At 67.1% G+C, this 21869-nt stretch carries 20 protein-coding genes; 12 read left to right on the top strand and 8 right to left on the bottom strand.

Going from position 1 to position 21869, the window contains the following annotated elements:
* Window positions 1-255 precede the first annotated feature (255 nt).
* The 6 genes from rpmH to ACUZUJ_RS22135 all read left to right on the top strand — a co-directional run bounded on the left by rpmH (window position 256) and on the right by ACUZUJ_RS22135 (window position 7969).
* Complete coding sequence (rpmH, locus tag ACUZUJ_RS22160) at window positions 256-396, top strand: 50S ribosomal protein L34 (protein ID WP_005411729.1); 141 nt, start codon at window positions 256-258, stop codon at window positions 394-396.
* Between the two features lie 5 nt (window positions 397-401).
* Window positions 402-896 (top strand): ribonuclease P protein component, encoded by a 495-nt coding sequence (gene rnpA, locus ACUZUJ_RS22155; RefSeq protein ID WP_074725861.1) that lies wholly within the window; start codon window positions 402-404, stop codon window positions 894-896.
* Entirely contained in the window at window positions 896-2611 is a 1716-nt protein-coding gene (yidC, locus tag ACUZUJ_RS22150; protein ID WP_101766358.1) for a membrane protein insertase YidC, read from the top strand. Before rnpA ends, yidC begins: the two co-directional genes overlap by 1 nt.
* 115 nt (window positions 2612-2726) lie before the next feature.
* Window positions 2727-5399: a polysaccharide deacetylase family protein gene (locus tag ACUZUJ_RS22145; protein WP_458220295.1), complete on the top strand. Its 2673-nt coding sequence runs from the start codon at window positions 2727-2729 to the stop codon at window positions 5397-5399.
* Between the two features lie 3 nt (window positions 5400-5402).
* Window positions 5403-6752: a tRNA uridine-5-carboxymethylaminomethyl(34) synthesis GTPase MnmE gene (gene mnmE, locus ACUZUJ_RS22140; protein ID WP_458220296.1), complete on the top strand. Its 1350-nt coding sequence runs from the start codon at window positions 5403-5405 to the stop codon at window positions 6750-6752.
* 101 nt (window positions 6753-6853) lie between these two features.
* Window positions 6854-7969, top strand: coding sequence for a glycerophosphodiester phosphodiesterase (locus ACUZUJ_RS22135; protein WP_101766354.1), 1116 nt, complete (start codon window positions 6854-6856; stop codon window positions 7967-7969).
* A 108-nt stretch (window positions 7970-8077) separates the two neighbouring features.
* On the opposite strand, the gene ACUZUJ_RS22130 is transcribed toward ACUZUJ_RS22135, so the two are convergent.
* Both ACUZUJ_RS22130 and ACUZUJ_RS22125 read right to left on the bottom strand, forming a co-directional pair.
* Window positions 8078-8848 carry a rhomboid family intramembrane serine protease gene (locus ACUZUJ_RS22130; protein ID WP_014039034.1) on the bottom strand — a complete coding sequence of 257 codons (771 nt, stop codon included), beginning with the start codon at window positions 8846-8848 and terminating at the stop codon, window positions 8078-8080.
* A 107-nt stretch (window positions 8849-8955) separates the two neighbouring features.
* Window positions 8956-9918 carry a TerC family protein gene (locus ACUZUJ_RS22125; RefSeq protein WP_010487446.1) on the bottom strand — a complete coding sequence of 321 codons (963 nt, stop codon included), beginning with the start codon at window positions 9916-9918 and terminating at the stop codon, window positions 8956-8958.
* 348 nt (window positions 9919-10266) lie between these two features.
* On the opposite strand from ACUZUJ_RS22125, the gene ACUZUJ_RS22120 reads away from it, so the two are divergent.
* A complete protein-coding gene (locus ACUZUJ_RS22120) occupies window positions 10267-11436 on the top strand; it encodes a class I SAM-dependent rRNA methyltransferase (RefSeq protein ID WP_164161470.1) in 1170 nt (389 codons plus the stop codon).
* A 220-nt stretch (window positions 11437-11656) separates the two neighbouring features.
* Complete coding sequence (locus tag ACUZUJ_RS22115) at window positions 11657-12898, top strand: dipeptidase (protein ID WP_458220297.1); 1242 nt, start codon at window positions 11657-11659, stop codon at window positions 12896-12898.
* Between the two features lie 93 nt (window positions 12899-12991).
* Here ACUZUJ_RS22115 and ACUZUJ_RS22110 read toward each other — a convergent pair whose 3' ends face one another.
* The 5 genes from ACUZUJ_RS22110 to ACUZUJ_RS22090 all read right to left on the bottom strand — a co-directional run bounded on the left by ACUZUJ_RS22110 (window position 12992) and on the right by ACUZUJ_RS22090 (window position 17333).
* A complete protein-coding gene (locus ACUZUJ_RS22110) occupies window positions 12992-14419 on the bottom strand; it encodes an amino acid permease (protein ID WP_049446828.1) in 1428 nt (475 codons plus the stop codon).
* 177 nt (window positions 14420-14596) lie between these two features.
* Window positions 14597-15286 (bottom strand): suppressor of fused domain protein, encoded by a 690-nt coding sequence (locus tag ACUZUJ_RS22105; RefSeq protein ID WP_458220298.1) that lies wholly within the window; start codon window positions 15284-15286, stop codon window positions 14597-14599.
* Between the two features lie 5 nt (window positions 15287-15291).
* On the bottom strand, window positions 15292-15720 hold the full coding sequence (locus ACUZUJ_RS22100) for a hypothetical protein (protein ID WP_432593226.1): 429 nt from the start codon (window positions 15718-15720) through the stop codon (window positions 15292-15294).
* Window positions 15717-16346 (bottom strand): leucine efflux protein LeuE, encoded by a 630-nt coding sequence (gene leuE / locus ACUZUJ_RS22095; RefSeq protein ID WP_005411716.1) that lies wholly within the window; start codon window positions 16344-16346, stop codon window positions 15717-15719. Before leuE ends, ACUZUJ_RS22100 begins: the two co-directional genes overlap by 4 nt.
* Window positions 16347-16361: 15 nt before the next feature.
* On the bottom strand, window positions 16362-17333 hold the full coding sequence (locus ACUZUJ_RS22090) for a LysR family transcriptional regulator (protein WP_458220299.1): 972 nt from the start codon (window positions 17331-17333) through the stop codon (window positions 16362-16364).
* 91 nt (window positions 17334-17424) lie between these two features.
* On the opposite strand from ACUZUJ_RS22090, the gene ACUZUJ_RS22085 reads away from it, so the two are divergent.
* The gene (locus ACUZUJ_RS22085) at window positions 17425-18432 is read left to right on the top strand and encodes a zinc-binding alcohol dehydrogenase family protein (protein WP_458220300.1); all 1008 of its coding nucleotides are present in this window, start codon (window positions 17425-17427) and stop codon (window positions 18430-18432) included.
* Between the two features lie 67 nt (window positions 18433-18499).
* Here the strand turns inward: ACUZUJ_RS22085 and ACUZUJ_RS22080 are convergent, their stop codons facing one another.
* Window positions 18500-19105, bottom strand: a complete 606-nt coding sequence (locus ACUZUJ_RS22080; RefSeq protein ID WP_458220301.1) for a glutathione S-transferase family protein — start codon at window positions 19103-19105, stop codon at window positions 18500-18502.
* 55 nt (window positions 19106-19160) lie between these two features.
* Here ACUZUJ_RS22080 and ACUZUJ_RS22075 point away from each other — a divergent pair, with 55 nt between their 5' ends.
* From ACUZUJ_RS22075 to ACUZUJ_RS22065, 3 genes are all read left to right on the top strand, one after another.
* Window positions 19161-20729 (top strand): DNA recombination protein RmuC, encoded by a 1569-nt coding sequence (locus ACUZUJ_RS22075; protein ID WP_458220302.1) that lies wholly within the window; start codon window positions 19161-19163, stop codon window positions 20727-20729.
* A gap of 61 nt (window positions 20730-20790) precedes the next feature.
* Window positions 20791-21180, top strand: a complete 390-nt coding sequence (locus tag ACUZUJ_RS22070; RefSeq protein WP_458220303.1) for a hypothetical protein — start codon at window positions 20791-20793, stop codon at window positions 21178-21180.
* A 137-nt stretch (window positions 21181-21317) separates the two neighbouring features.
* Window positions 21318-21863 carry a glutathione peroxidase gene (locus ACUZUJ_RS22065; protein WP_014039024.1) on the top strand — a complete coding sequence of 182 codons (546 nt, stop codon included), beginning with the start codon at window positions 21318-21320 and terminating at the stop codon, window positions 21861-21863.
* Window positions 21864-21869: the final 6 nt, after the last annotated feature.

Here is a 21869-nt window from a genome sequence, read left to right as displayed (position 1 = left end):
CAGCAATAATCGTCCGGTGGCCGGGGCATGGACGCGACAAGGCGCCCAAACACAGGCCGGAAAGGGGGGAAATGGATGGCTCAGACTACCACCGAGCGCCCGCCTTCGGAATGCTTGTCCCCTACTTATTCACAAAAACATCCACAGCTATTGCACAGCCCAGTGAATTCGCGTAGCTGCCAGGGGTTGACGCGGGGTAGGGTACCTCTCTAGAATTTCCGGTTCTTTCCGTCCCATTCATACGAGAGGCCCCCAATGGCCACGAAGCGCACCTACCAGCCCAGCAACCTCAAGCGTAAGCGCGACCACGGCTTCCGTGCCCGTATGAAGACCGCTGACGGCCGCAAGATCCTGTCGCGTCGCCGCGCCAAGGGCCGCAAAGTCCTGAGCGCCTGATTGCCATGCCGCACCTCGCGGCAGACGCAATCCCTTCGACAGTGAATACTGCAGACCCGCGCAAGCGATTCCCTCGCTCTGCGCGGGTTCGCACGCGTGCCGAATATTCAACGGTCTTCAACGGCGCCCGCCGTGTGTCCGATCCGCTGATGACCCTGCACTGGCTGCCGGCTGACCGGCCGGCCAGGCTGGGTCTGGCGGTTTCCCGCAAGGTTGATCCGAACGCCGTTGGGCGTAACCGGATCAAGCGTGTCCTGCGCGACATCCTGCGTCAGACACGTACCGAAATCCAGCCAGGCGACTTCGTCGTCGTGGCTCGTAGTGCTGCGCGTTCCGCCAGCAACGACGAGATCCGCCAGGCCTTCCTGCGCCTGCTGCGTCGCCTGCGTGCATTGCCCGCGCCGGGCGTGGACGGCACAATGCCGCCGCCTGATGGCATCGCAACTCCTTCTTTGACCGAGCCGGCATCGCGTCCCGGCCCCGCCGAGCCTGTCCGCTGATGAACCAGACCCGCGTATTCCTCATTTTTGCCTGGCTGATGGTGGCCGTGCTGCTGTGGATGGAGTGGAGCCGTGAAAAGGCTGCTCCGCCCCCGGCACCGACGACCACGTCGGCCCCGGCTGCTGCACAGAGTGTTCCGGGCGCGACCCCGGGCAGCATCCCCAGCGCGCAGGTCCCGGGTGCCCCGGGCCAGGCCGCTGTGCAGGCCCAGGCCAGTGCCACCCCGGCCAGCCAGCGCGTGACCGTCACCACCGACGTGCTGCGCCTGGTACTGGACGGCGGCCGCGTGCTCGATGCCGAGCTGCTGCAGTTCCCGCAGACCAAGGACGAAGGCAGCCCGCCGGTACGCCTGCTGACCGAAGACCCCGCGCATCCGTACAGCGCGATCAGTGGCTGGGCCAGCGAAGACAAGAACACCCCGGTTCCCGGCGCTGACGGCTTCAAGCTGGTCGGTGACACCCGCGACTTCGTGCTGGCCAAGGGCCAGAACGAACTGCAGATCCCGTTCGTGTGGACCGCCGACAACGGCGTGACCATCAAGCGCACCCTGACCGTCTCGCGCAACGAGTACGCCGTGCGCTTCAAGGACGAAGTCAGCAATGCCGGTGCCGCACCGTGGAACGGCTACGTCTACCGCACCCTGGACCGCACCCCGACCATCCTGTCGCGGAGCATGACCAACCCGGATTCGTTCAGCTTCAACGGCGCCACCTGGTACGACAACGACAAGAAGTACCAGCGTCGTGCGTTCAAGGACTACCTGGACGACGGCACGCTGAACCAGAACATCACCGGCGGCTGGCTGGCGATGCTGCAGCACCACTTCTTCACCGCCTGGATCCCGCAGAAGGACCAGACCGCGCACTACGTGCTGTCGCAGGTAGCCGGTCGTGACCTGATCGAAGCGCGTGGCCCGGCCTTCACCGTGGCCCCGGGCCAGTCCACCAGCACCGAGGCCCGCCTGTGGGTCGGCCCGAAGCTGGTGAACCTGATTGCCAAGGAAGACGTGCCGGGCCTGGACCGCGTGGTCGACTACAGCCGCTTCTCGATGATGGCGGTGATTGGCCAGGGCCTGTTCTGGGTGCTGAACCAGGTGCACAAGCTGGTGGGCAACTGGGGCTGGGCGATCGTCGGCCTGGTGGTGCTGCTGAAGCTGGTGCTGTACCCGCTGTCGGCGACCCAGTACAAGAGCGGTGCCAAGATGCGCCGCTTCCAGCCGCGCATCGCGCAGCTGAAGGAACGCTATGGCGACGACCGCCAGAAGTTCCAGACCGCGATGATGGAGCTGTACAAGAAGGAAAAGATCAATCCGATGGGCGGCTGCCTGCCGATCCTCATCCAGATGCCGATCTTCTTCGCTCTGTACTGGGTGCTGGTGGAATCGGTCGAACTGCGCCAGGCGCCCTGGTTCGGCTGGATCCAGGACCTGACCGCACGCGACCCGTACTTCATCCTGCCGGTGATCAACGTGGCGGTGATGTGGTTCACCCAGAAGCTGACCCCGGCACCGGGCATGGACCCGATGCAGCAGAAGATGATGCAGTTCATGCCGCTGGTGTTCGGCGTCATGATGGCCTTCATGCCGTCCGGCCTGGTGCTGTACTGGGTGGTCAACGGCGGCCTGGGCCTGCTGCAGCAGTGGTGGATGACCAAGCGCCATGGCGGCGAGCCGGTCCCGGCCACCACCGCGCCGGCCCCGGTCAAGAAGAAGTAATCGGTAGAGCCGGCCGCTGGCCGGCTGGCCCCCGCAGAAGCCCGCCGCAAGGCGGGCTTTTCGCATGCGGCGTTAGAATCGCCGGCACACTGTTCCTGCATCCATCGAGTCCGCCATGCCGCGTGCGTCGTCGTTCCGCCTGTTCCTGCCCTCGTTGTTGTTGACCCTGGTCGTTGCCGGCTGTGGCGACAAGGACGCGAAGGCACCGACGACCACCGTCACCCAGCCGAGCGCGCAGGCCGCGGCGGCCGCCGATCCGGCCGCTGCACCGCTGCTGGCGGCGCTGCAGAAGCAGCTCGACGGCTACCGCCGGATCATCGTGCTGCTGGCCGACGAGGAACAGCAGTCGGCCGCCGACCGCGGCACCTCCACGCGCGTCGGCCAGCAGCTGTTCCACGATGGCCTGGAACAGCGCACGGCGATCGCCGAGCAGTTCGACACCCTGCTGCGCGGTTCCAGTCCGCAGCGCTTCGCCACCCTCGGCACCGTGCTGGACTACATCGAATCTGCGCCGGAACTGTTCGATGCCGATCGCCTGGCCTTCCGCGAAGTGCTGCGTGATCTGCATGAGCGGGTCGGCACTGATTCGTCGCTGCCGGCGGTGAAACTGCACCAGCGCATCGGTGAGGACCTGGAGGCGCTCGATGAGATCGAGCGCAACTACAACCAGGAACTGACCCGCATCTTCAGCCGCTTCGAGCGCACCCGCGCCATCGAACTGAAGCGCGAGAAGTGGGACGACTACATCGCCCACCTGCACAAGGACTACAGCCGCGAAGCGATCCTGCGCGACTATGGCGTGATCGAGCCGTACCCGATGTCGATGAAGGACAGCGACCGCGAGATCTTCGGCCGCGACCTGCCGGCCAAGACCGTGGTGCTGACCTTCGACGATGGCCCGCACAAGGCCTATACCGATGAAGTGGTGGCCATCCTCAAGCGCTACGACGTGCCGGGCGTGTTCTTCGAGGTGGGCCGCAACCTGGGCAAGGTCGAGGCCGACGGAAAGGTCAGCCTCGGCCCGATGGCGAAGATCAGCCGCAACCTGATGGAAGAGGGCTATGCGGTCGGCAACCACAGCCTGACCCACGCCCAGCTGTCGCGCACCACCGGTGACGCGCTGCGCCAGCAGGTGCTCGACACCGACACGCTGCTGAAGGATGTCGACAGCAAGCGCGCGCCCCTGTTCCGCTTCCCGTACGGCGCGCGCAATGCCGAGGGCCTGCAACTGCTCAACGAGGCCGGGCTGAAGTCGATCATGTGGAACATCGACTCGATGGACTGGGCCGACCCGGTGCCGGAGTCGATCGTGCAACGCGTACTCGACCAGGTGAACAAGGAACAGCGCGGCATCATCCTGTTCCACGACATCCACGATCGTGCGGTGAAGGCGCTGCCGCAGATCCTCGACCGGCTGATCGCCGATGGTTACCAGTTCGCCGGCTGGAACGGCCGCGACTTCACCGTTGCCCGTGCGCGCAAGGGTGATGCCGGTGCCGCCACGGTCACCACCGGCTACGAGAAGTCCTGGGCGATCGTGGTCGGCATCGACAACTATGCCAAGTGGCCGAAGCTGGAATACGCCAGCCATGACGCACAGGCGGTGGCCGATACCCTGACCGGGCAGTTCGGCTTCCCGTCCTCGCAGGTGATCGTGCTGAAGAACGAGCAGGCGACCCGCAACAACATCCTGGCCGCCTTCCACGACCGCCTGGCCGACGACCGCACCGGCAAGAACGACCGCGTGTTCGTGTTCTTCGCCGGCCATGGCGCGACCCGCCAGCTCGCCTCCGGGCGCGACCTCGGCTACATCATTCCGGTCGATTCGGACCCGAAGGAATTCGCTACCGACGCCATCGCGATGACCGACATCCAGAACATCGCCGAGAGCATGCAGGCCAAGCATGTGATGTTCGTGATGGATGCCTGCTACAGCGGCCTGGGCCTGACCCGTGGTGGCCCCTCGTCGTCGTCGTTCCTGCGCGAGAACGCGCGTCGCAGCGCGCGGCAGATGCTGACCGCCGGTGGTGCCGACCAGCAGGTGGCCGATGCCGGCCCCAACGGCCACTCGGTATTCACCTGGGTGCTGCTGCAGGCGCTGGCCGGCAAGGGCGACCTCAACGGCGACGGCCTGATCACCGGTACCGAGCTGGCCGCCTACGTGGCACCGGCAGTTTCGGCGGTCTCGCACCAGACCCCGGCCTTCGGCAGCCTGCCCGGCTCGCAGGGCGGTGAGTTCGTGTTCCAGGTGCCGGACAGCCAGGAATTCCTCAACGCCGATACGCGCCAGCTGACCGCCGATGCGATCGCGCTGAACAACAAGGTGGATGCGGCCAGCGAGGCCAAGGGCAGCCAGGCGCCGGTGACCGTGGCCGACCTGCAGGGTGGCAAGGCCAAGCTGGTGGTGCCCACCGCCGGCCCGGCGTCCGACCGCCAGCGCGCGCAGCAGGCCAACGACCGCGGCCTGCAGCTGTACCGCGAGAAGCAGTACGACGAAGCGGCCGCGCAGTTCACCGAAGCGCTGAAGCTGCGCCCCGATTTCGCCCAGGCGGCGAACAACCTCGGCTTCGTCTACTACCGTCAGCAGCGCTACGCCGAAGCGGCGCGCTGGCTGGAGAACACGCTGAAGATCGATCCGTCGCGCGCGGTCGCCCATCTGAACCTGGGCGATGCCTACTTCAACGCAGGCGACAAGGCCAAGGCCAAGCAGGCCTATACCACCTACCTGGCGCTGCAGCCGCAGGGCAGCGGTGCCGCACAGGCGCGCGCGCAGCTGGAGAAGCTTTGAGCGATGGACGATACCTTTCGCACTGACACCATCGTAGCCATCGCCAGCGCACCCGGTGCCGGCGGCGTCGGCCTGCTGCGCCTGTCCGGCCCGCGCGCTGCGGCCATCGCCAACGCGCTGGGTGCGCCCGCGCTGCGCCCGCGTCATGCGCACTACGCACGCCTGCGCGATGCCGACGATGAGGTGATCGACGATGGCATCGTGCTGTGGTTCCCGGCGCCGAACAGCTTCACCGGCGAAGAGGTGGTGGAACTGCAGGGTCACGGCAGCCCGGTGCTGCTGCAGCAGCTGGTCGCGCGCTGCATCGCGCTCGGTGCGCGCCAGGCGCGGCCTGGTGAGTTCAGCGAACGGGCGTTCCTCAACGGCAAGCTGGACCTGGCCCAGGCCGAGGCCATCGCCGACCTGATCGCGGCGGGCGACAACCGTGCCGCGCGCGCTGCACGCCGTTCGCTGGACGGCGTGTTCTCGCGCCGCATCGAGGCCGTGGTCGAACAGTTGGTGCTGCTGCGCATCCATGTGGAAGCGGCCATCGACTTCGCCGACGAACCGCTGGATACCCTCGGTGGCGCACAGGTGCGCCGTGGCCTGGAACAGGCGCGCGGCGATCTTGCTCTGCTGCGGCGGGATGCCGAACGCGGCCGTCGCCTGCGCGATGGCCTGCATGCGGTGCTGATCGGTCCGCCGAATGCCGGCAAGAGTTCATTGCTCAATGCGCTGGCCGGCAGCGAGCGCGCCATCGTCACCGACATCGCCGGCACCACCCGCGACACGCTGCGCGAGACCATCCGTCTGGATGGCCTGGAGCTGACCCTGGTCGACACCGCTGGCCTGCGCGACGGCGGCGACGCCATCGAACGCGAAGGCATGCGCCGAGCGCACGTGGAAATCGAGCGCACCGACCTGGCGCTGATCGTGCTGGATGCGCGCGATCCGGCGGCCGGTGAAGTGGTGCTGGGCGATGCCGTGGCGGCGGTGCCGCACAAGGTCTACATCCACAACAAGTCGGACCTGCTGGATGTGCTGCCGGCGCTGGACGATCCGGACCGCGTGTTCGTCTCGGCCGCCACCGGCGCCGGGCTCGAAGATCTGCACGCGCGCCTGCGTTCGATCGCCTCGGCCGGGGCAGGCGAGCAGGTGGACGGCGAATTCTCCGCGCGCACGCGCCATGTGGATGCGATCGAGCGTGCGCAGGAGCATGCACAGCGCGCCGACGGTGAGCTGGCGCATGAACATCTGGAGCTGGCCGCCGAGGAACTGCGGCTGGCGCATGACGCACTGGGCGAGATCACCGGGCAGATGAGTGCCGATGACCTGCTGGGAAGGATCTTCTCTAGCTTCTGCATCGGGAAGTAGGCAGGGGTCGGAGCCCCTTCGGGGATCCGACCCCAGGTCCCCCACCTGTCACATTGCCGCCTCATACTGACGCCCATCACATACCGCTTGGGGAAGTCGCAGTGAAGTCGTGGGGTTGTGCGTTGCTGTTGTCGCTGGCCGTGGCACCATCGGTGGCCATGAGTGCTGAATCCTCCACCCCGGCCGCACCCAAGGTGTCGGTCTACGGCCATCGCGGGGCAAGCGCACTGCTGCCCGAGCACACCCTGGCCTCGTATGCGCAGGCCATCGCCGATGGCGCCGACTACATCGAACCGGACCTGGTCATGACCAAGGACGGGGTGATGGTGGCCCGCCACGAGAACGAGATCGGTGGCACCACCGACGTCGCCTCGCATCCGGAGTTCGCCAGCCGCCGCACCAGCAAGGTGATCGACGGGCAGAAGGTCGACGGCTGGTTCACCGAAGACTTCACCCTGGCCGAGCTGAAGACCCTGTACGCACGTGAGCGCCTGCCGGAACTGCGCAGCACCGCCTACGACGGCCAGTTCCGCATCGCCAGCCTGGACGAGATCCTGGCCTTCCTGGTGCAGCAGGCCGGGCGCGCCAACCGCGGCATCGGCTTGGTGCCGGAGATCAAGCACCCGACCTACTTCCAGTCCATCGGCCTGCCGATGGAGGACAAGCTGCTGGCCGCGCTGCGTGGCAACGCGTATACGAACGTCGGTCCGGTCACCATCCAGTCGTTCGAGACCGCCAACCTGCGCTACCTGCACGGCAAGATCGGCCGGGGCAGCAACATCCGCCTGCTGCAGCTGCTGTGGAAGGGCGATACCCAGCCGGCCGACATCGCCAAGGCCGGCGGCACGCTGACCTACGCACAGATGATGACCCCGGCCGGCCTGAAGGACATCGCCGGCTACGCCGATGGCATCGGCCCCGAGCTGCGCTCGATCATTCCGCTGGATGCCAAGGGCGCGCTGGGCACGCCGACATCGCTGGTACGTGATGCACACGCGGCCGGACTGATGGTGATTCCGTACACCTTCCGCCCGGAGAACCACTTCCAGCCCAGCAACCTGCGCAAGGGTGCCGACACTGCGCGCAACGCGGAAGGCTCGATCGCCGAGATGCGCGCCTACCTTGCGACCGGCATCGATGCCTTCTTCACCGATGATCCTGCGCTCGGCCGGCAGGCGGTGGACGGGATGGGCACGGCGGCGAATGCGGCGAACTGACGGACTCTGGTAGATGCCAACCTTGGTTGGCACACGGCAGGAGTGCCGACCAAGGTCGGCCACTACCGGTTCATGAGGTTGCCGGCCAGCGGCCGGCACTACCATCGCTCAGCCGCGCGGCTCGTCCGGGCGGCGGAACGGGATCACCACGTAGTCCTGGCCCTCGCGCGGCTGCCACAGCACCGGCACGCGCTGCGGTGACGGCGGCTCCAGCTCGTCATCGGCCAGCGGCTCGGCCTCGTCTTCTTCGTCTTCCCAGCTGTAGCGCTGGCGCGGCGGCAGCGGATCGGCGTTGCGGAACAGCAGCGCGGCGATGATGCCGGCGAAGGCCCCGCCCATGTGCGACTGCCAGGACACGCCGTCGGCGTGCGGCAGGATGGTCATCAGCATGCCGCCGTAGAACAGCATGCCGATCAGGCCGGTGGCGATCGCCGCACGGTCGCGGCGCAGCAGGCCCAGGCTGGCCAGCAGGAACATCAGGCCATGGGTCACGCCACTGGCGCCCAGATGCACGCTGCCCGGATTGCCCAGCATCCACGCACCGAGGCCCGAACCCAGCCACAGCAGGGGCAGGGCGCGCACGGTGGCTTTCGGATAGACGCTGCCGGCGAGGGTGCCAAGAATCAGGATGGCGATGCTGTTGGCGGCGATGTGCTCGACCGAGGCATGCAGCATCGGCCCGCCGATCAGGCCGAGCAGGCCCTTGGCTTCCAGCGGTGCGACCGCCCACGGTCGCCAGTCGAACGTGCCTTGCAGGGCGAACACGGCCACCAGCACCAGCACGGCGGCCAGGCTGACATTGAACGCCCGCAGGATGCGCGAGCGGTCATTGCGGGGGGCCGGCACGTCGCCGGCGGGCAGGGGCGCGTTGTTGTCCATACCTCAGCAATGGCGGTGGCTGGCGCGAAACCAAGGCCACCGCGGCGGGAGAGTGGGGTGCGGCCGGCGGGACAATCCCACCGGCCGCGCCGTTCAGCCGGTCAGGTTCAGGCCTGGCCTTCGCCTTCCTTCGGCGGGTACTTCAGGCTCAGCACCACGGTGGCGGCGATGATCACGGCGACCACGCCCAGCGAGACCGGGGTCGGGATCTTGAACAGGTCGATGATCATCATCTTGATGCCGATGAAGCCCAGTACCAGCGCCAGGCCGTACGGCAGCAGGTGGAAGCGGTCGGCCATGCCGGCCAGCAGGAAGAACATCGCACGCAGGCCCAGCACCGCGAACACGTTGGAGGTGAGCACGATGAACGGGTCAGTGGTGATCGCGAAGATCGCCGGGATGCTGTCCACGGCGAAGATCACGTCGGTGACCGCGATCAGGATCAGCACCGCGAACAGCGGGGTGAACCAGCGCACGCCATCGCGCTTCACGCTCAGCGCGTTGCCGGCGTAGTCCGGCAGCAGGCGCAGGTGCTTGCGCATCCAGCGCAGGGCGGGGTTGGTCTCCAGGTCGGGCTCCTGGCCGGCGGCGAACCACATCTTCCAGCCGGTGAACAGCAGGAAGGCACCGAACACGTAGAGCAGCCAATGGAACTGGCTGATCAGCACGCTGCCGGCGAAGATCATGATCGTACGCAGCACGATCGCACCCAGGATGCCGATGATCAGCACCTTCTGGCGCTGCTCCTCCGGCACCGCGAAGTAGCTCATGATCATCAGGAAGACAAAGATGTTGTCGACCGCCAGCGCCTTCTCGACCAGGTAGCCGGTCAGGAATTCGAGGCCGACCTTGTTGGCCACGACCTGGCCGGCGGTCTCATTCAGGTAGTACCAGAGGCCCGCATTGAACAGCAGGGCCAGCGCGACCCAGCCGATGGACCACCACAGGGCCTCCTTGAAGGTGACCTTGTGCGGTCCACCATGGCGCATCAACACGAGGTCGACCAGCAGGGCGATGACCACCACCGCTGCGAAGCCGCCCCACAACCACACGTTACCGATCGTCTGCATTGGGAATGTCCGTTGGAAAGATGAATGCCAGGCCGGACGGCGAGGATCTGCAACGGAGGATCGGGAGGGGATCCAGGGACAGAGCTTCGCCAGTACGGCGAAGGTCTCGCTCGCAGTTCCAGTCGGCTGGAACTGCCGTTGCACCGGAGCCTGCGGGCTCGAAATGACGGCGACAACGTCTGGGAGCTACTCCCCTTCTGGCGCCGATTCTGCGGCCTGGCCGGGCTGCCGTCAAATACCGGGTGACCGGGGTCCCCGCTCTGGTGGACGCCAACCTTGGTTGGCATGCCGGCCGGGGCCAGAGCCCCTGCGGGGATCTGACCCCGGCGCCCGGTTTACAATAGGTGGATGAATACCCCCCTTCCGATTGTCCGCCTCAAGAACGCGTGGCGCTCCAGCCACCCGTGGATCTTCCAGAAACTGGTCGAGAAGCCGACCGTCCGGCCCAAGCCCGGTTCCATCGTCGACGTGGTCGGCATTGATGGCGAGTTCATTGGCCGCGGGTTCTACAATGGACATTCGCGCATTGCCGTGCGCATCCTCGAGACCGACCAGAACGTGCCGGTGGATGCCGGCTGGTTCTCGCGCAAGATCGCCCAGGCGGTGTCGCTGCGCCGTGAGGTGCTCAAGCTCGATGCGGTGTCCGACGCCTGGCGCGTGGTGCACAGCGAAGGCGATGGCCTGTCCGGCCTGGTGGTCGACCGCTACGGCGACCTGGTGGTGGTCGAGTTCTTCGCCGCCGGCATGTTCCGCCACCGCGAGTGGATCTACGACGCCCTGCGCGAGCAGTTCCCGGGCTGCCGCTTCCACAGTTTCGCCGACGAGCACGTGCAGAAGCAGGAAAGCTTCGATTTCCACGGCAACACCACCACCGAAGCGTCGGTGATCACCGAGTACGGCATCAAGTTCCGCGCCGACCCGGCCGGTGCGCACAAGACCGGCTTCTTCGCCGACCAGCGCGAGAACCGCGAATGGCTTAGCCAGCAGGTCGAAGGCAAGAGCGTGCTGGACCTGTGCTGCAACACCGGTGGTTTCGCCGTGTACGCCGCAGCACGTGGCGCCTCGGACGTGGTCGGCATCGACATCGATGAAGACGTCATCCAGATCGCCAAGGGCAATTCGCGCCTGAACAACGTGCGCCCGAAGTTCATCCAGTCCGACATCTTCCCGTGGCTGCGCGATGCCGCCAACCGCGGCGAGCAGTACGACGTGGTGATCCTGGACCCGGCGAAGATGACCCGCGACCGCGACCAGGTGATCACCGCGCTGAAGAAGTACCTGGACATGAACAAGCTGGCGCTGGGCGTGGTCAAGCCCGGTGGCCTGTTCGCCACGTTCTCCTGCACCGGCCTGGTGGCCGAGGACCAGTTCCTCGACATGCTGCGCCGCGCGGCCTACTTCTCCGGCCGCACGATCCAGATCCTGAAGGTCGCTGGTGCGGGTCCGGACCATCCGTTCATGGCCCACGTGCAGGAATCGCGTTACCTGAAGGCCGTGTTCTGCCGCGTGGTGGACTGACCGCGGGACGATGTAGAGCCGAGCCGCGCCACCTGATCAATGGGGCGCCATTCTTGCGAACGCATCGCAATGCGCGGGAAGCTGGCCGCCGGGCAGTGAACATGATTCACGCCCGGCGGATCTGCGTGGAAGCCTCGCGATTCGCCGGGCGCGGCCCGGCGCTACCCAATGCGTGGCCACGGCGCTATGGTCGGGCTCTTCCCATTCGCGGTGAGAGCCCATGCCTTCGTTGCGCCACCTGTCTGTCATGCTTGCCCTGGTGCTGTGCGCGCCGCTGTCCGTCCACGCCGTTGAGTTCAGCGCGCAGGAGCTGGCCCGTGCCAAGGCGCTGCAACAGCGCCTGGTCACCCTCGACAGCCATCTGGATACGCCGGCCAACTTCGGTCGCAGCGGCTTCGACATCGAGCAGCGCCACGACCGCAACGCGCTTTCGCAGGTCGACTACCCGCGCATGGTCGAAGGCGCGCTGGACGGTGGCTTCTGGGCGATCTACACCGATCAGGGCGATCGCAGCGCAGCGGCCCATCTGGCCGAGCGTGACCACGGCCTGCAGCGGTTGTTGGAAATCCGCGAGATGCTGGCGGCCAATCCCGAGCGCTTCGCGCTGGCGCTGACCGCCGATGACGCGGCGCGGATCAAGGCCGCCGGCAAGCGCGTGGTCTACATCAGCATGGAAAACGCCAGCCCGCTGGTGGAAGACCCGAGCCTGCTTTCGTTCTACCACCGCGCCGGCCTGCGCCTGCTCAGCACCGTGCACTTCGCCAACAACGAGTTCGCCGATTCGGCCACCGACCCCAAGGGCGCGGAGTGGAAGGGCCTGAGCCCGGCGGGCAAGGACCTGGTGCGGCAAGCGGTGAAGCTGGGCATCGTGATCGACCAGTCGCATGCCTCGGACGCGGTGTTCGACGACCTGCTGGCGATGATGCCGGTGCCGTTCGTGCTGTCGCACAGCTCGGCCAAGGCCGTGTATGACCACCCGCGCAATCTGGATGACGCGCGCCTGCGCAAGCTGGCCAAGGCCGGTGGCGTGATCCAGGTGAACGCGTATGGCGGCTACCTGATCGACACCGCGAAGACGCCCGAGCGCAAGCAGGCCGAAGAAGCGCTGAGCAAGCAGTTGGGCGGCTGGGAAGGGATGGGCATCGAGCAGGGCGTGGCCCTGTTGAAAGCCGAACAGGCACTGGACCATGAGCACCCGGTGCGGCATGCCAGCCTGGACGACTTCTTCGCCCACTTCGAGCACATCCTCAAGGTGGTCGGCCCCGAGCACGTGGGGATCGGCCTGGACTGGGATGGTGGCGGCGGCCTGAGTGACCTGCCCGATGTCAGCCAGCTGCCGAAGATCACCGCCTGGCTGCTGCGCAAGGGCTATACCGAGAAGCAGATTGCCGGCATCTGGGGCGGCAACCTGCTGCGGGTGATGCGCCAGGCGCAGGATTACGCGGCAAAACAGGGCGGGTGAAACGCCCTGCGGTAGTGCCGGCCGCTGGCCGGCATTGCCCGTATCAACAGGATCCGAGTTGCCGGCCAGCGGCCGGCACTACCGGTGAACCGGTTATTTCGCGATCAGCGCGTGGCGGCGGCTGTACAGGAAGTACAGCACCAGGCCGACCACGTTCCACAGCAGGAAGTACAGCTGCGTGCTGTGCGGCAGGCTGAGGAACAGGTAGATGCAGCCCAGCGCGGCCAGCGGGCCAACCACGAAAGCAGCCGGTGTACGGAAGCTGCGCTCGCGGTTCGGTTCGCGCAGGCGCAGCACCACCAGGCAGACGCCCACTGCAGTGAACGCGGCCAGGGTACCGGCGTTGGCCAGTGCCGCGATCTCGTCCAGGCGTGCCACGCCGGCCAGCGCCGACACCACGACCGCAGTGAACAGCGTGGTCGCCACCGGCGTGCCGGTACGCGCGTTGACCTTGGACAGGCCACGCGGCAGCAGGCCATCGCGGCTCATCACGAAGAAGATGCGGCTCTGGCCGTACAGGAAGGCCAGCAGCACGGTCGGCAGCGCGATGATCGCGATCACGCCGATCACCATTGCCGCGGTCGGGTGACCCAGCTGGCGCATGATCAGCGCCAGCGGCTCGGCGCTGTGGCCGAACACTGCATAGCTCATCGCACCAACGGCCGCGAGCGCGACCAGCACGTAGACGATGGTGCAGCCGATCATCGAGCCGATGATGCCGATCGACAGGTCGCGGCCCGGGTTCTTGGTTTCTTCGGCGGCGGTGGAGATCGCATCGAAGCCGTAGAAGGCGAAGAAGATGATCGCTGCCGCCGCCATTACGCCGTGTTCGACGCCATCAGGGCCCATCGACTTGGCAAAGCCATAGGGCATGAACGGCTGCAGGTTGGCGCTGTCGAAGGCGGGCAGGGCCACGGCCACGAAGATGGCCAGCGCGATCAGCTTGAACACCACCAGGATGGCATTGAGGGTGGCGCTTTCCTTGGTGCCGGCCATCAGCATGCCGGCCACCAGCCAGGTGATGACGATCGCCGGCAGGTTGATCATGCCGCCTTCCACGTGCGGGCCGGCTGCGAGCCAGGCTGGCAGGTGCACGTTCCAGCCGAACTGGGTGTGGACCCATTCGAGGAAGCCGACGAAGTAGCCGGACCAGCCCACCGCCACCGTACTCACCACCAGTGAGTACTCCAGGATCAGGCTCCAGCCCACCACCCAGGCGAACACCTCGCCCAGCGCGCTGTAGCTGTAGGTGTAGGCACTGCCGGCGGCCGGCATCATCGTCGACAGCTCGGCGTAGGACAGCGCCGCACAGGCGCAGACCGCACCGGCGATGGCGAAGGAGATCAGCACCGCCGGGCCGGCCAGGTTGGCACCGACGCCGATCAGCGTGTAGATGCCGGTGCCGACGATGGCACCGATGCCCAGCGCGATCAGGTGCGGCCAGCTGAGCGTCGGGATCAGGCGCCTGCCGGCTTCGTGGACGGTGACGGAATCTAGGGACTTGCGCCGGAACAGGGACATGCAGGCCTCGGAAGGGGTGACTAAGAACGACAAGTTCCCGAGTGTGACCGAACGCAGCGCAGCATTACCACTGACGGGGGTCATACGTGGGTCAGATGCGTCACCGGCGCGACTGTACTCCGAGCATTCTGCCGGAATCGGCACAAATTCTGGCAGGATTCGAAATGATTCGATCCCTCAAGGCGAGCCCGGAGTCGATTGAAGTGCGAGAGCAGGGGCCAGATCGATGCAGACCCGCTGCGGATCGACCACCGGCGCCGCACCTTGGGTTCTCAACTGGGCCACCAGCACTTCGAAGCCCTGCGCGCGGCCGAACGCGTGCTCGTCCAGGGTCAACGGCAGCAGCTGCAGGAAGTCGAATCGTCCCGATGGCAGTTGCTGGGGTCCCGGGAAATGCAATGACGGAACGAAGACGGCCGCCTGCAGCATGCTCCCTGCGTGATCCACCGGCCCCCCCAGCTTCAGCCGGTCCCATGGCGCCAACGGATTGCCGGGCATGCGTGAGTGGCACAGCAGCAGGTGGTACGCAGTGAACCAGCGCAAGGTGGTCAGTGCCCAGGTCGCTTCTTCCTGCGTCTCAAGCATCAGTTCGATGCCCAACCCCGAATCGCCATCTTCGTGCCGCCCTTCCCAAGGGTTGGACAGGCCGGAGCTGACATAGATCCAGTGCCTTCGATCACCGTGCGGAGGGCAGGCATTGACGCCGACATGCAGCCAGCGCGGGTCGATCTGCTCCTGCTTGAAGACGTTGCGCAGCAGATCCATGTCGATCGGATAGATGCCCGGCCCGGTATTGCCGAACAACCGCCGGTACAGCGTCTCCTCCCGATATTCCCAGCTGCGCTCCAGCAGGGTGTCGTCGTCCATGGTGCTCACTCGGCCACCTTGCCGGGCCAGCGGCAGCCGTCTTCCTGCCAGGCCTCGACGTCTTCGTGGAAGGTGGTGCGACGTCCGTCGCGGGTACGCTCATAGCTCAGGTCCAGCACCAGCGCGCCCTGCGTGCTCAGCAGGTAGCGGCCGTTGAGGCGCCCACTGATGCGCTCTTCCCAGACGCTGTCGAACTGGTACGGGCGGTCTTCGGCCAGCACGGTGGTCTCCATCGAAACCTGGCGCAGCCGCAGGCGTTCGCGGTGCCCGGCGTAACGAACGTCGGCCTGGCCATCCTCCAGCCACCGCCATTCCAGGTGGATGCTGTCGTTGCGACCGCCGCTCAGGCAACGATGGTCCTGCGCGCTGGCCGCCGACGCGGCGGTGTTGGCCAGAAGCAGCAGGGCGGCCATGGCCGCCGGCCAGGGTTTCATCCGTTCAGCCCCAACCGGATGCCGAACCCCACCAGGAACAGGCCGGCCACGCGGCGCAGCGCGTCGCTGATCCGCGGATGCTGGATCAGCCGGCGGCGGGCCAGGTTGCCCACGCCGATCAGCATCGAGCAGTAGGCGATGCTGACCACCAGGATGATGCCGGCCAGCGCGGCGAATGTGGCGATGCCCTGGTGTGCCTTGGGATCGATGAACAATGGCAGGAAGGCCATGTAGAATAGGATCGCCTTCGGGTTGAGCAGGCTGACCAGGATCGCCTGCTGGAAGTAGCGGCCCGGCTGCATGCGGATCGGGCCAGCGTCACCGCCCTCGTGCTTGGGCGTTCGCAGCAGGCTGATGCCGACCCATACCAGGTAGGCCGCACCGAGGTACTGCACTGCGTGGAACACCAGCGGGTTGGCCTTGAGCAGCGCCGCCACGCCGGCCAACGCCAGCCACATCAGGATCTGGTCGCCGACCAGCAGGCCGGCCAGCGCGGTATAGCCGCCGCGCACGCCACCACGGCCGGTGGCGGTGAGCAGGGTGAAGGTGCCGGGGCCGGGCAGGGCGAGGAACACCAGCACGGCGACCAGAAACGTCCACAGGTCCTGGATGCCCATCCACGGCATGGCGGCGTTCTCTTGTTACGGGGGGCCGCCATTGTCGGCCAGTGCCGCCGTTGGCGACAGTGGGCGGGTGAGGCCATCGGGCATGCCAGACAGCAGCGGTTGCAGGTGCTGGCGCAGCTGCGCATGCAGTTGCCGTACCGCAGGCGAAAACTGCTTGCGGTGCGGGCATACCAGCTGCAGCGGGATGCTGCTGCCAACACCGTCGAGCAGCAGGTGCAAGCGGCCGGCCCGCACGTCTTCGCGCAGGTCCAGCCAGGACTTGTAGGTGATGCCTTCGCCGGCCACCGCCCAGCGCCGCACCACGTCGGCGTCGTCGCAGACCAGCGGGCCGCGCACCGGAATCACCGTGCGGCGTGCGTCGACCTCGAAGGACCAGCGATCGTAGGCGCGGCCATTGAGTTGATAGACCAGGCAGTCGTGCTCGCGCAGATCCTCCAGGCGCGTGGGCGTGCCACGCCGCTGCAGATAGCCGGGCGAGGCGGCCAGCACGCGCCGGTTGCCTTCCAGCAGCGGCAAAGCCACGTAGTTGGCGTCGTCGAAGTGACCGATGCGGATGGCCACGTCGACCGGGTCGCGGAACACGTCGGCGACCTCGTCGGACAGGCGCAGGTGCAGGCGCAGCCGCGGGTGCGCGGCGCGGAACGCGCTCAACCACGGCAGCAGCAGGTTGCGGCCGAAGTCCGACGGCGTCGACAGCTGCAGGGTGCCATGCAGTTCGGCGTCTTCGCCCTGCACGCGGGCCTGGCCCTCGCGCAGGGTCGCCAGTACCTCCTGTGCATAGGGCAGGTACAGCGCGCCTTCGCCGGTCAGGCGCAGGCTGCGGGTGGTGCGCACGAACAGCCGCAGGTCCAGCTCGCGCTCCAGCCGTGCTACCGCCGCGGCGACCTGGCCGGGCAGCAGATCGGCTTCGCGGGCGGCCTGGGAGAAGCTGCCCAGTGCGGCAGTGCGGACGAACAGCTGCAGGTCGTCGAAGCGGATCATCTTCATTGCCAGAGTGAAAGTGCTGCCCGATTCTGCGCCTTTCTGCGGGAGCGCGCGCGGCGCAACCTGTCGCCTCCTTTCCCACTGGACCGCTGCCATGCGCGCCATTGCCTACACCCACGCCGGCCTGCCGATCGATGATGCCCGGGCCCTGATCGACATCGAACTGGCGCTGCCGCAGCCCGGCCCGCGCGACCTGCGCGTGGCGGTACGCGCGGTGGCGGTGAACCCGGTCGACACCAAGGTCCGCCGCAACATGGCCACCGACGGCCCGCGCGTGCTGGGCTGGGATGCGGTCGGCATCGTCGACGCGGTAGGCAGCGAGGTGACCCTGTTCCAGCCCGGCGACGCGGTCTACTACGCCGGCGTCATCGATCGCCCGGGCAGCAATGCCGAGTACCAGCTGGTGGACGAACGCAGCGTCGGCCGCAAGCCGGCCAGCCTCGATGATGCGGCCGCCGCCGCACTGCCACTGACCGCGATCACGGCGTGGGAGCTGCTGTTCGACCGCCTGCGCATCCCGGAAGGTGGTGGCGAGGGCCAGACCCTACTGGTGATCGGTGCTGCCGGTGGTGTCGGCTCGATCCTGGTGCAGCTGGCGCGGAAGCTGACGAAACTGACGGTGATCGGCACCGCCTCGCGTCCGGATACCCAGGACTGGGTCTACGCGATGGGCGCGCATCACGTGATCGACCACAGCCTGCCGCTGGCCGAGGGCCTGGCGCGGCTGGGCATCAGCGAGGTGCAGCACGTGGCCAGCCTGACCCACTCCGACCAGCACTACGCGCAGATCGTGGAACTGCTGGCGCCGCAGGGCCAGCTGGGGCTGATCGATGATCCCGGCCAGGTCGATGTGATGGCGCTCAAGCGCAAGGCGTTGTCCCTGCACTGGGAGTCGATGTTCACCCGGCCGCTGTACCGCACCGCCGACATGCAGCGCCAGCACGACCTGTTGAACCGGGTGGCCGAGCTGATCGATGCCGGTGTGCTGCAGACCACCCTGGGCGAGCACTTCGGCCGTATCGAGGCGGCCAACCTGCGGCGCGCGCATGCACTGCTGGAGAGCCACCGCGCCAAGGGCAAGATCGTGCTGGAAGGCTGGTAACACCGGTTGTTCCCGCGCCCTTGGGGTCAGATCCCTTTCCCCTTGGGACAGGGATCTGACCCCTGCCTCAGGCCACGCCGTTGTCGACGTGTTCGGTGAAACCCGGCTGCTGTCGCAGGCGTTCGAACCACGCCGCGACGTGTGGCAGCACGGGCTTGTTGCCGGGCGTGCTGCGCCAGCGTTGGGTCGATAGCCCGAGCACGATGTCGGCCAGAGTGAAGGTGTTGCCCGCCACATGGCCGCTGGTAGCGGCCAGCTGTGCATCAAGCACACCCATCAGCCGGTTCCACTGCGCCAGGCTGGCCTCGGCGCGGGCGTCATCCGGATAGTCCGGATGCTGGCGCACGCGCGCCATGAATACATGGCGCCAGGCGCTGTTGAGGTCGCTGGCCTGCCAGTCCATCCACTGCTCGACCCGGGCGCGGTCCTGCGCCGTACCGGGCAGCAGGTCGTCACGGCCAGCGCGTACGGCCAGGTAGCGGCAGATGCTGTTGGATTCCCACAGCACGAAGTCGCCATCGCGCAGTACCGGCACCTGCCGGTTCGGGTTCAACGTGGCCAGCAGGTCCGCCGGCGGTTCTGGCTCGTGGTGAAGTGGCAGGTCGAGGTCGGCGCACAGCCACAACACCTTGCGCACGTTGATGGAGGTGGGCTTTCCGTACAGAGCGAGCATGGGGGCTTCCGGGGCGGACCGACCCAGCCTAGCGCAGCGGGGCTAAACTGATCGCATGAATATCGAAGTCCTCTTGATCCTGGCAGTGGTCCTGCTGCTGGCGACCCTGGTCACGCTGTTGCTGCTGTGGCGTCGCAGTGCCGGCGGTGCACCGTCCGGCGAACTGCAGCGGCAACTGGACAGCGAGCGCGAACAGCATCGCCTCGCCCTGGTCGATGCCGGCCAGCTGCGCGGCCGCCTCGATGCGCTGGGCGCTGAACTGGAAAACGAACGGAGCCGCAGCCAGCAGCACGCGCAGGCCGTCACTACGCTGACCGCCCGGGTGGAGCGCGAAGCGGCGCTGTCGGCCAGCCGCGAAGCACAGCTGGCCGAACGTGAAGCGGCCCTGGCGCAGGCGCGCGCTGCCGTTGCGGACACCAGCAGCGAACTGCAGCAGGCGCAGCAGCGCTACCAGCAGCTGCACGGTGAACATGCCCGCGCGGTGGCCAATCTGCAGCACTCCGAACGCGCCAGTGCCGAACTGCGCAGCTATCTCGATACGGCCAAGGAAAAGCTGTCCGGCGCCTTCGCCGAACTGGCCGGCAAGGTGTTCGACGAACGTGGGCAGCAGTTCGAGAAGAACGTGCGGCAGGCGACGGTGCAGTCGCGCGCGGATATCGAGGGACTGCTCAAGCCGTTCGCCGACAAGCTGGGCGACTTCCGCACCCGCGTCGATACCCTGTATGGCGAGGAAGCGCGGCAGCGCGCCAGCCTGCTGGGTGCGGTGGGCGAACTGAAGACGCTCAACCAGGACATGGCCGCGCAGGCTTCGGCGCTGACCAATGCGCTGAAGGGCAATGCCAAGGTCCGCGGCGACTGGGGCGAGCTGATGCTCGACAACGTACTGCGCGGATCGGGCCTGGAAGAGGGCGTGCACTACCAGCGGCAGAAGCATGCCGTGGATGACGAAGGTGCGCGCCTGCGACCGGACGTGGTGGTGCAGTTCCCCGACGAGCGCAGCGTGGTGATCGACAGCAAGGTGAACCTGATCGCCTGGCAGGAAGCCATGAATGCCACCACCCCGGAGCAGTCCGAAGACGCCTTGCGCCGGCACGCGGTTGCGCTGCGCCAGCACGTGAAGGACCTGGGCGAGAAGAACTATCCGAAGGCGTTGGGCAGCGAGACGCTGGACATCACCATCGCCTTCGTTCCCATCGAAGGTGCCTTGTCGGCCGCACTGGGCGCCGATGGCAGCCTGCAGGCGTTCGCCTTCGACAACCGCGTGGTGTTCGCCTCGCCCAACACCCTGATGGCGCTGCTGCGCGTGGCCGAGCGCCTGTGGACGCGCGACAAGGTGCAGAAGCAAGCGCTGAAGATCAGCGAAGCCGGTGGCCTGGTGCTGGACGCGCTGACCGGGTTCCTGCAGGACTTCACCGCCATGGGCAAGAAGCTGGATGATGCCGGCAAGGCCTACGCCGATGCGCGCAATCGCCTGATCGATTCGCCGCAGTCGGCCATCAGCCGCGCCCGTCGGCTTGCCGAACTGGGCAGCAAGGCCAAGCGCGCGCTGCCACCGGAGCTGACCCCGGACCCGATGCAGCAGCTGGGCGCGCCGGAGGAGGAGGAGGACGACAATGCGGGCTGACACGTCCCGTGCACCTGCGCCTGGCTATGCTGGGCGCCCTGGGTCCGTGGCGGGTATCGACATGCGCTTCCGCTCCTGTGCCGTTCTTCTCCTCGCTGCGTTGCTGGCTGCGTGCAGCAGCACGCCCCCGGTTGCCGACACCACCACGGCCGCTCCCACGCCGGAAGCCAGCGAGGCCTACCGCGAAGCACGTGACGTCGACTGCCAGGCCGCCGGCGGCACCCTGCAGCGGCTCGGCCGCCTGCAGCGCGAGCAGTGCGTGATTCCCTATGCCGACGCCGGCAAGGCCTGCAGCCGCAAGAGTGACTGCACGGGCCAGTGCCTGGCCGGGGGCGAGGTGGCGCCCGGTGCTGTGGCGTCCGGTACCTGCCAGCGCGATGTGCGCCAGAACTTCGGGTGCCGCCAGCGCATCGATGACGGCAAGGCGCAGGGTACGATCTGCGTGGACTGATCGTTGTGCCGGCCGCTGGCCGGCAACCGCATGAACCCCCGGGAACGATCGCAGCATTGCCGGCCAGCGGCCGGCACTACCGGCATCGCGCGGCGCTATGCTGGTGGGCCATTCCCCGCTGTTGCCGGAGCCCCCGCGTGAGCACCCCGATCCAGGACATTTCCCTCACCACCATCGACGGCCAGCCGTCCTCGCTTGCCGACTACCAGGGCAAGGTGCTGCTGCTGGTCAACGTTGCCTCCAAGTGTGGCCTGACCCCGCAGTACGAAGGCCTGCAGGCGCTGTATGCGGAAAAGCACGCGCAGGGCCTGGAAGTGCTGGGCTTCCCCGCCAACAACTTCCTTGGCCAGGAGCCGGGCAGCGAGGCCGAGATCCAGCAGTTCTGCCAGCTCACCTACGATGTCAGTTTCCCGATGTTCTCCAAGATCAGCGTGGCTGGCGAGGACACCCACCCGCTATACCAGCAGCTGACCGCTGCGCAGCCGCAGTCGATCGGTGAAGGCCCGCTGCGCGAGCGCCTGGCCAGCAAGGAGATCCCGATCCATCCGGCACCGGCGGTGCTGTGGAACTTCGAGAAGTTCCTGGTCGGCCGCGATGGCAAGGTCGTCGCCCGCTTTGCGCCGGACGTGGCCGCCGATGATGCGCGCCTGCGCGAGGCCATCGAGGCGGCACTGGCGGCCTGATCGGCC

The sequence above is a fragment of the Stenotrophomonas sp. S4 genome, from assembly GCF_054187805.2.
The sequence above is the reverse complement of the archived record's forward strand: the minus strand, read 5'-3'. Positions and strand labels throughout refer to the sequence as shown.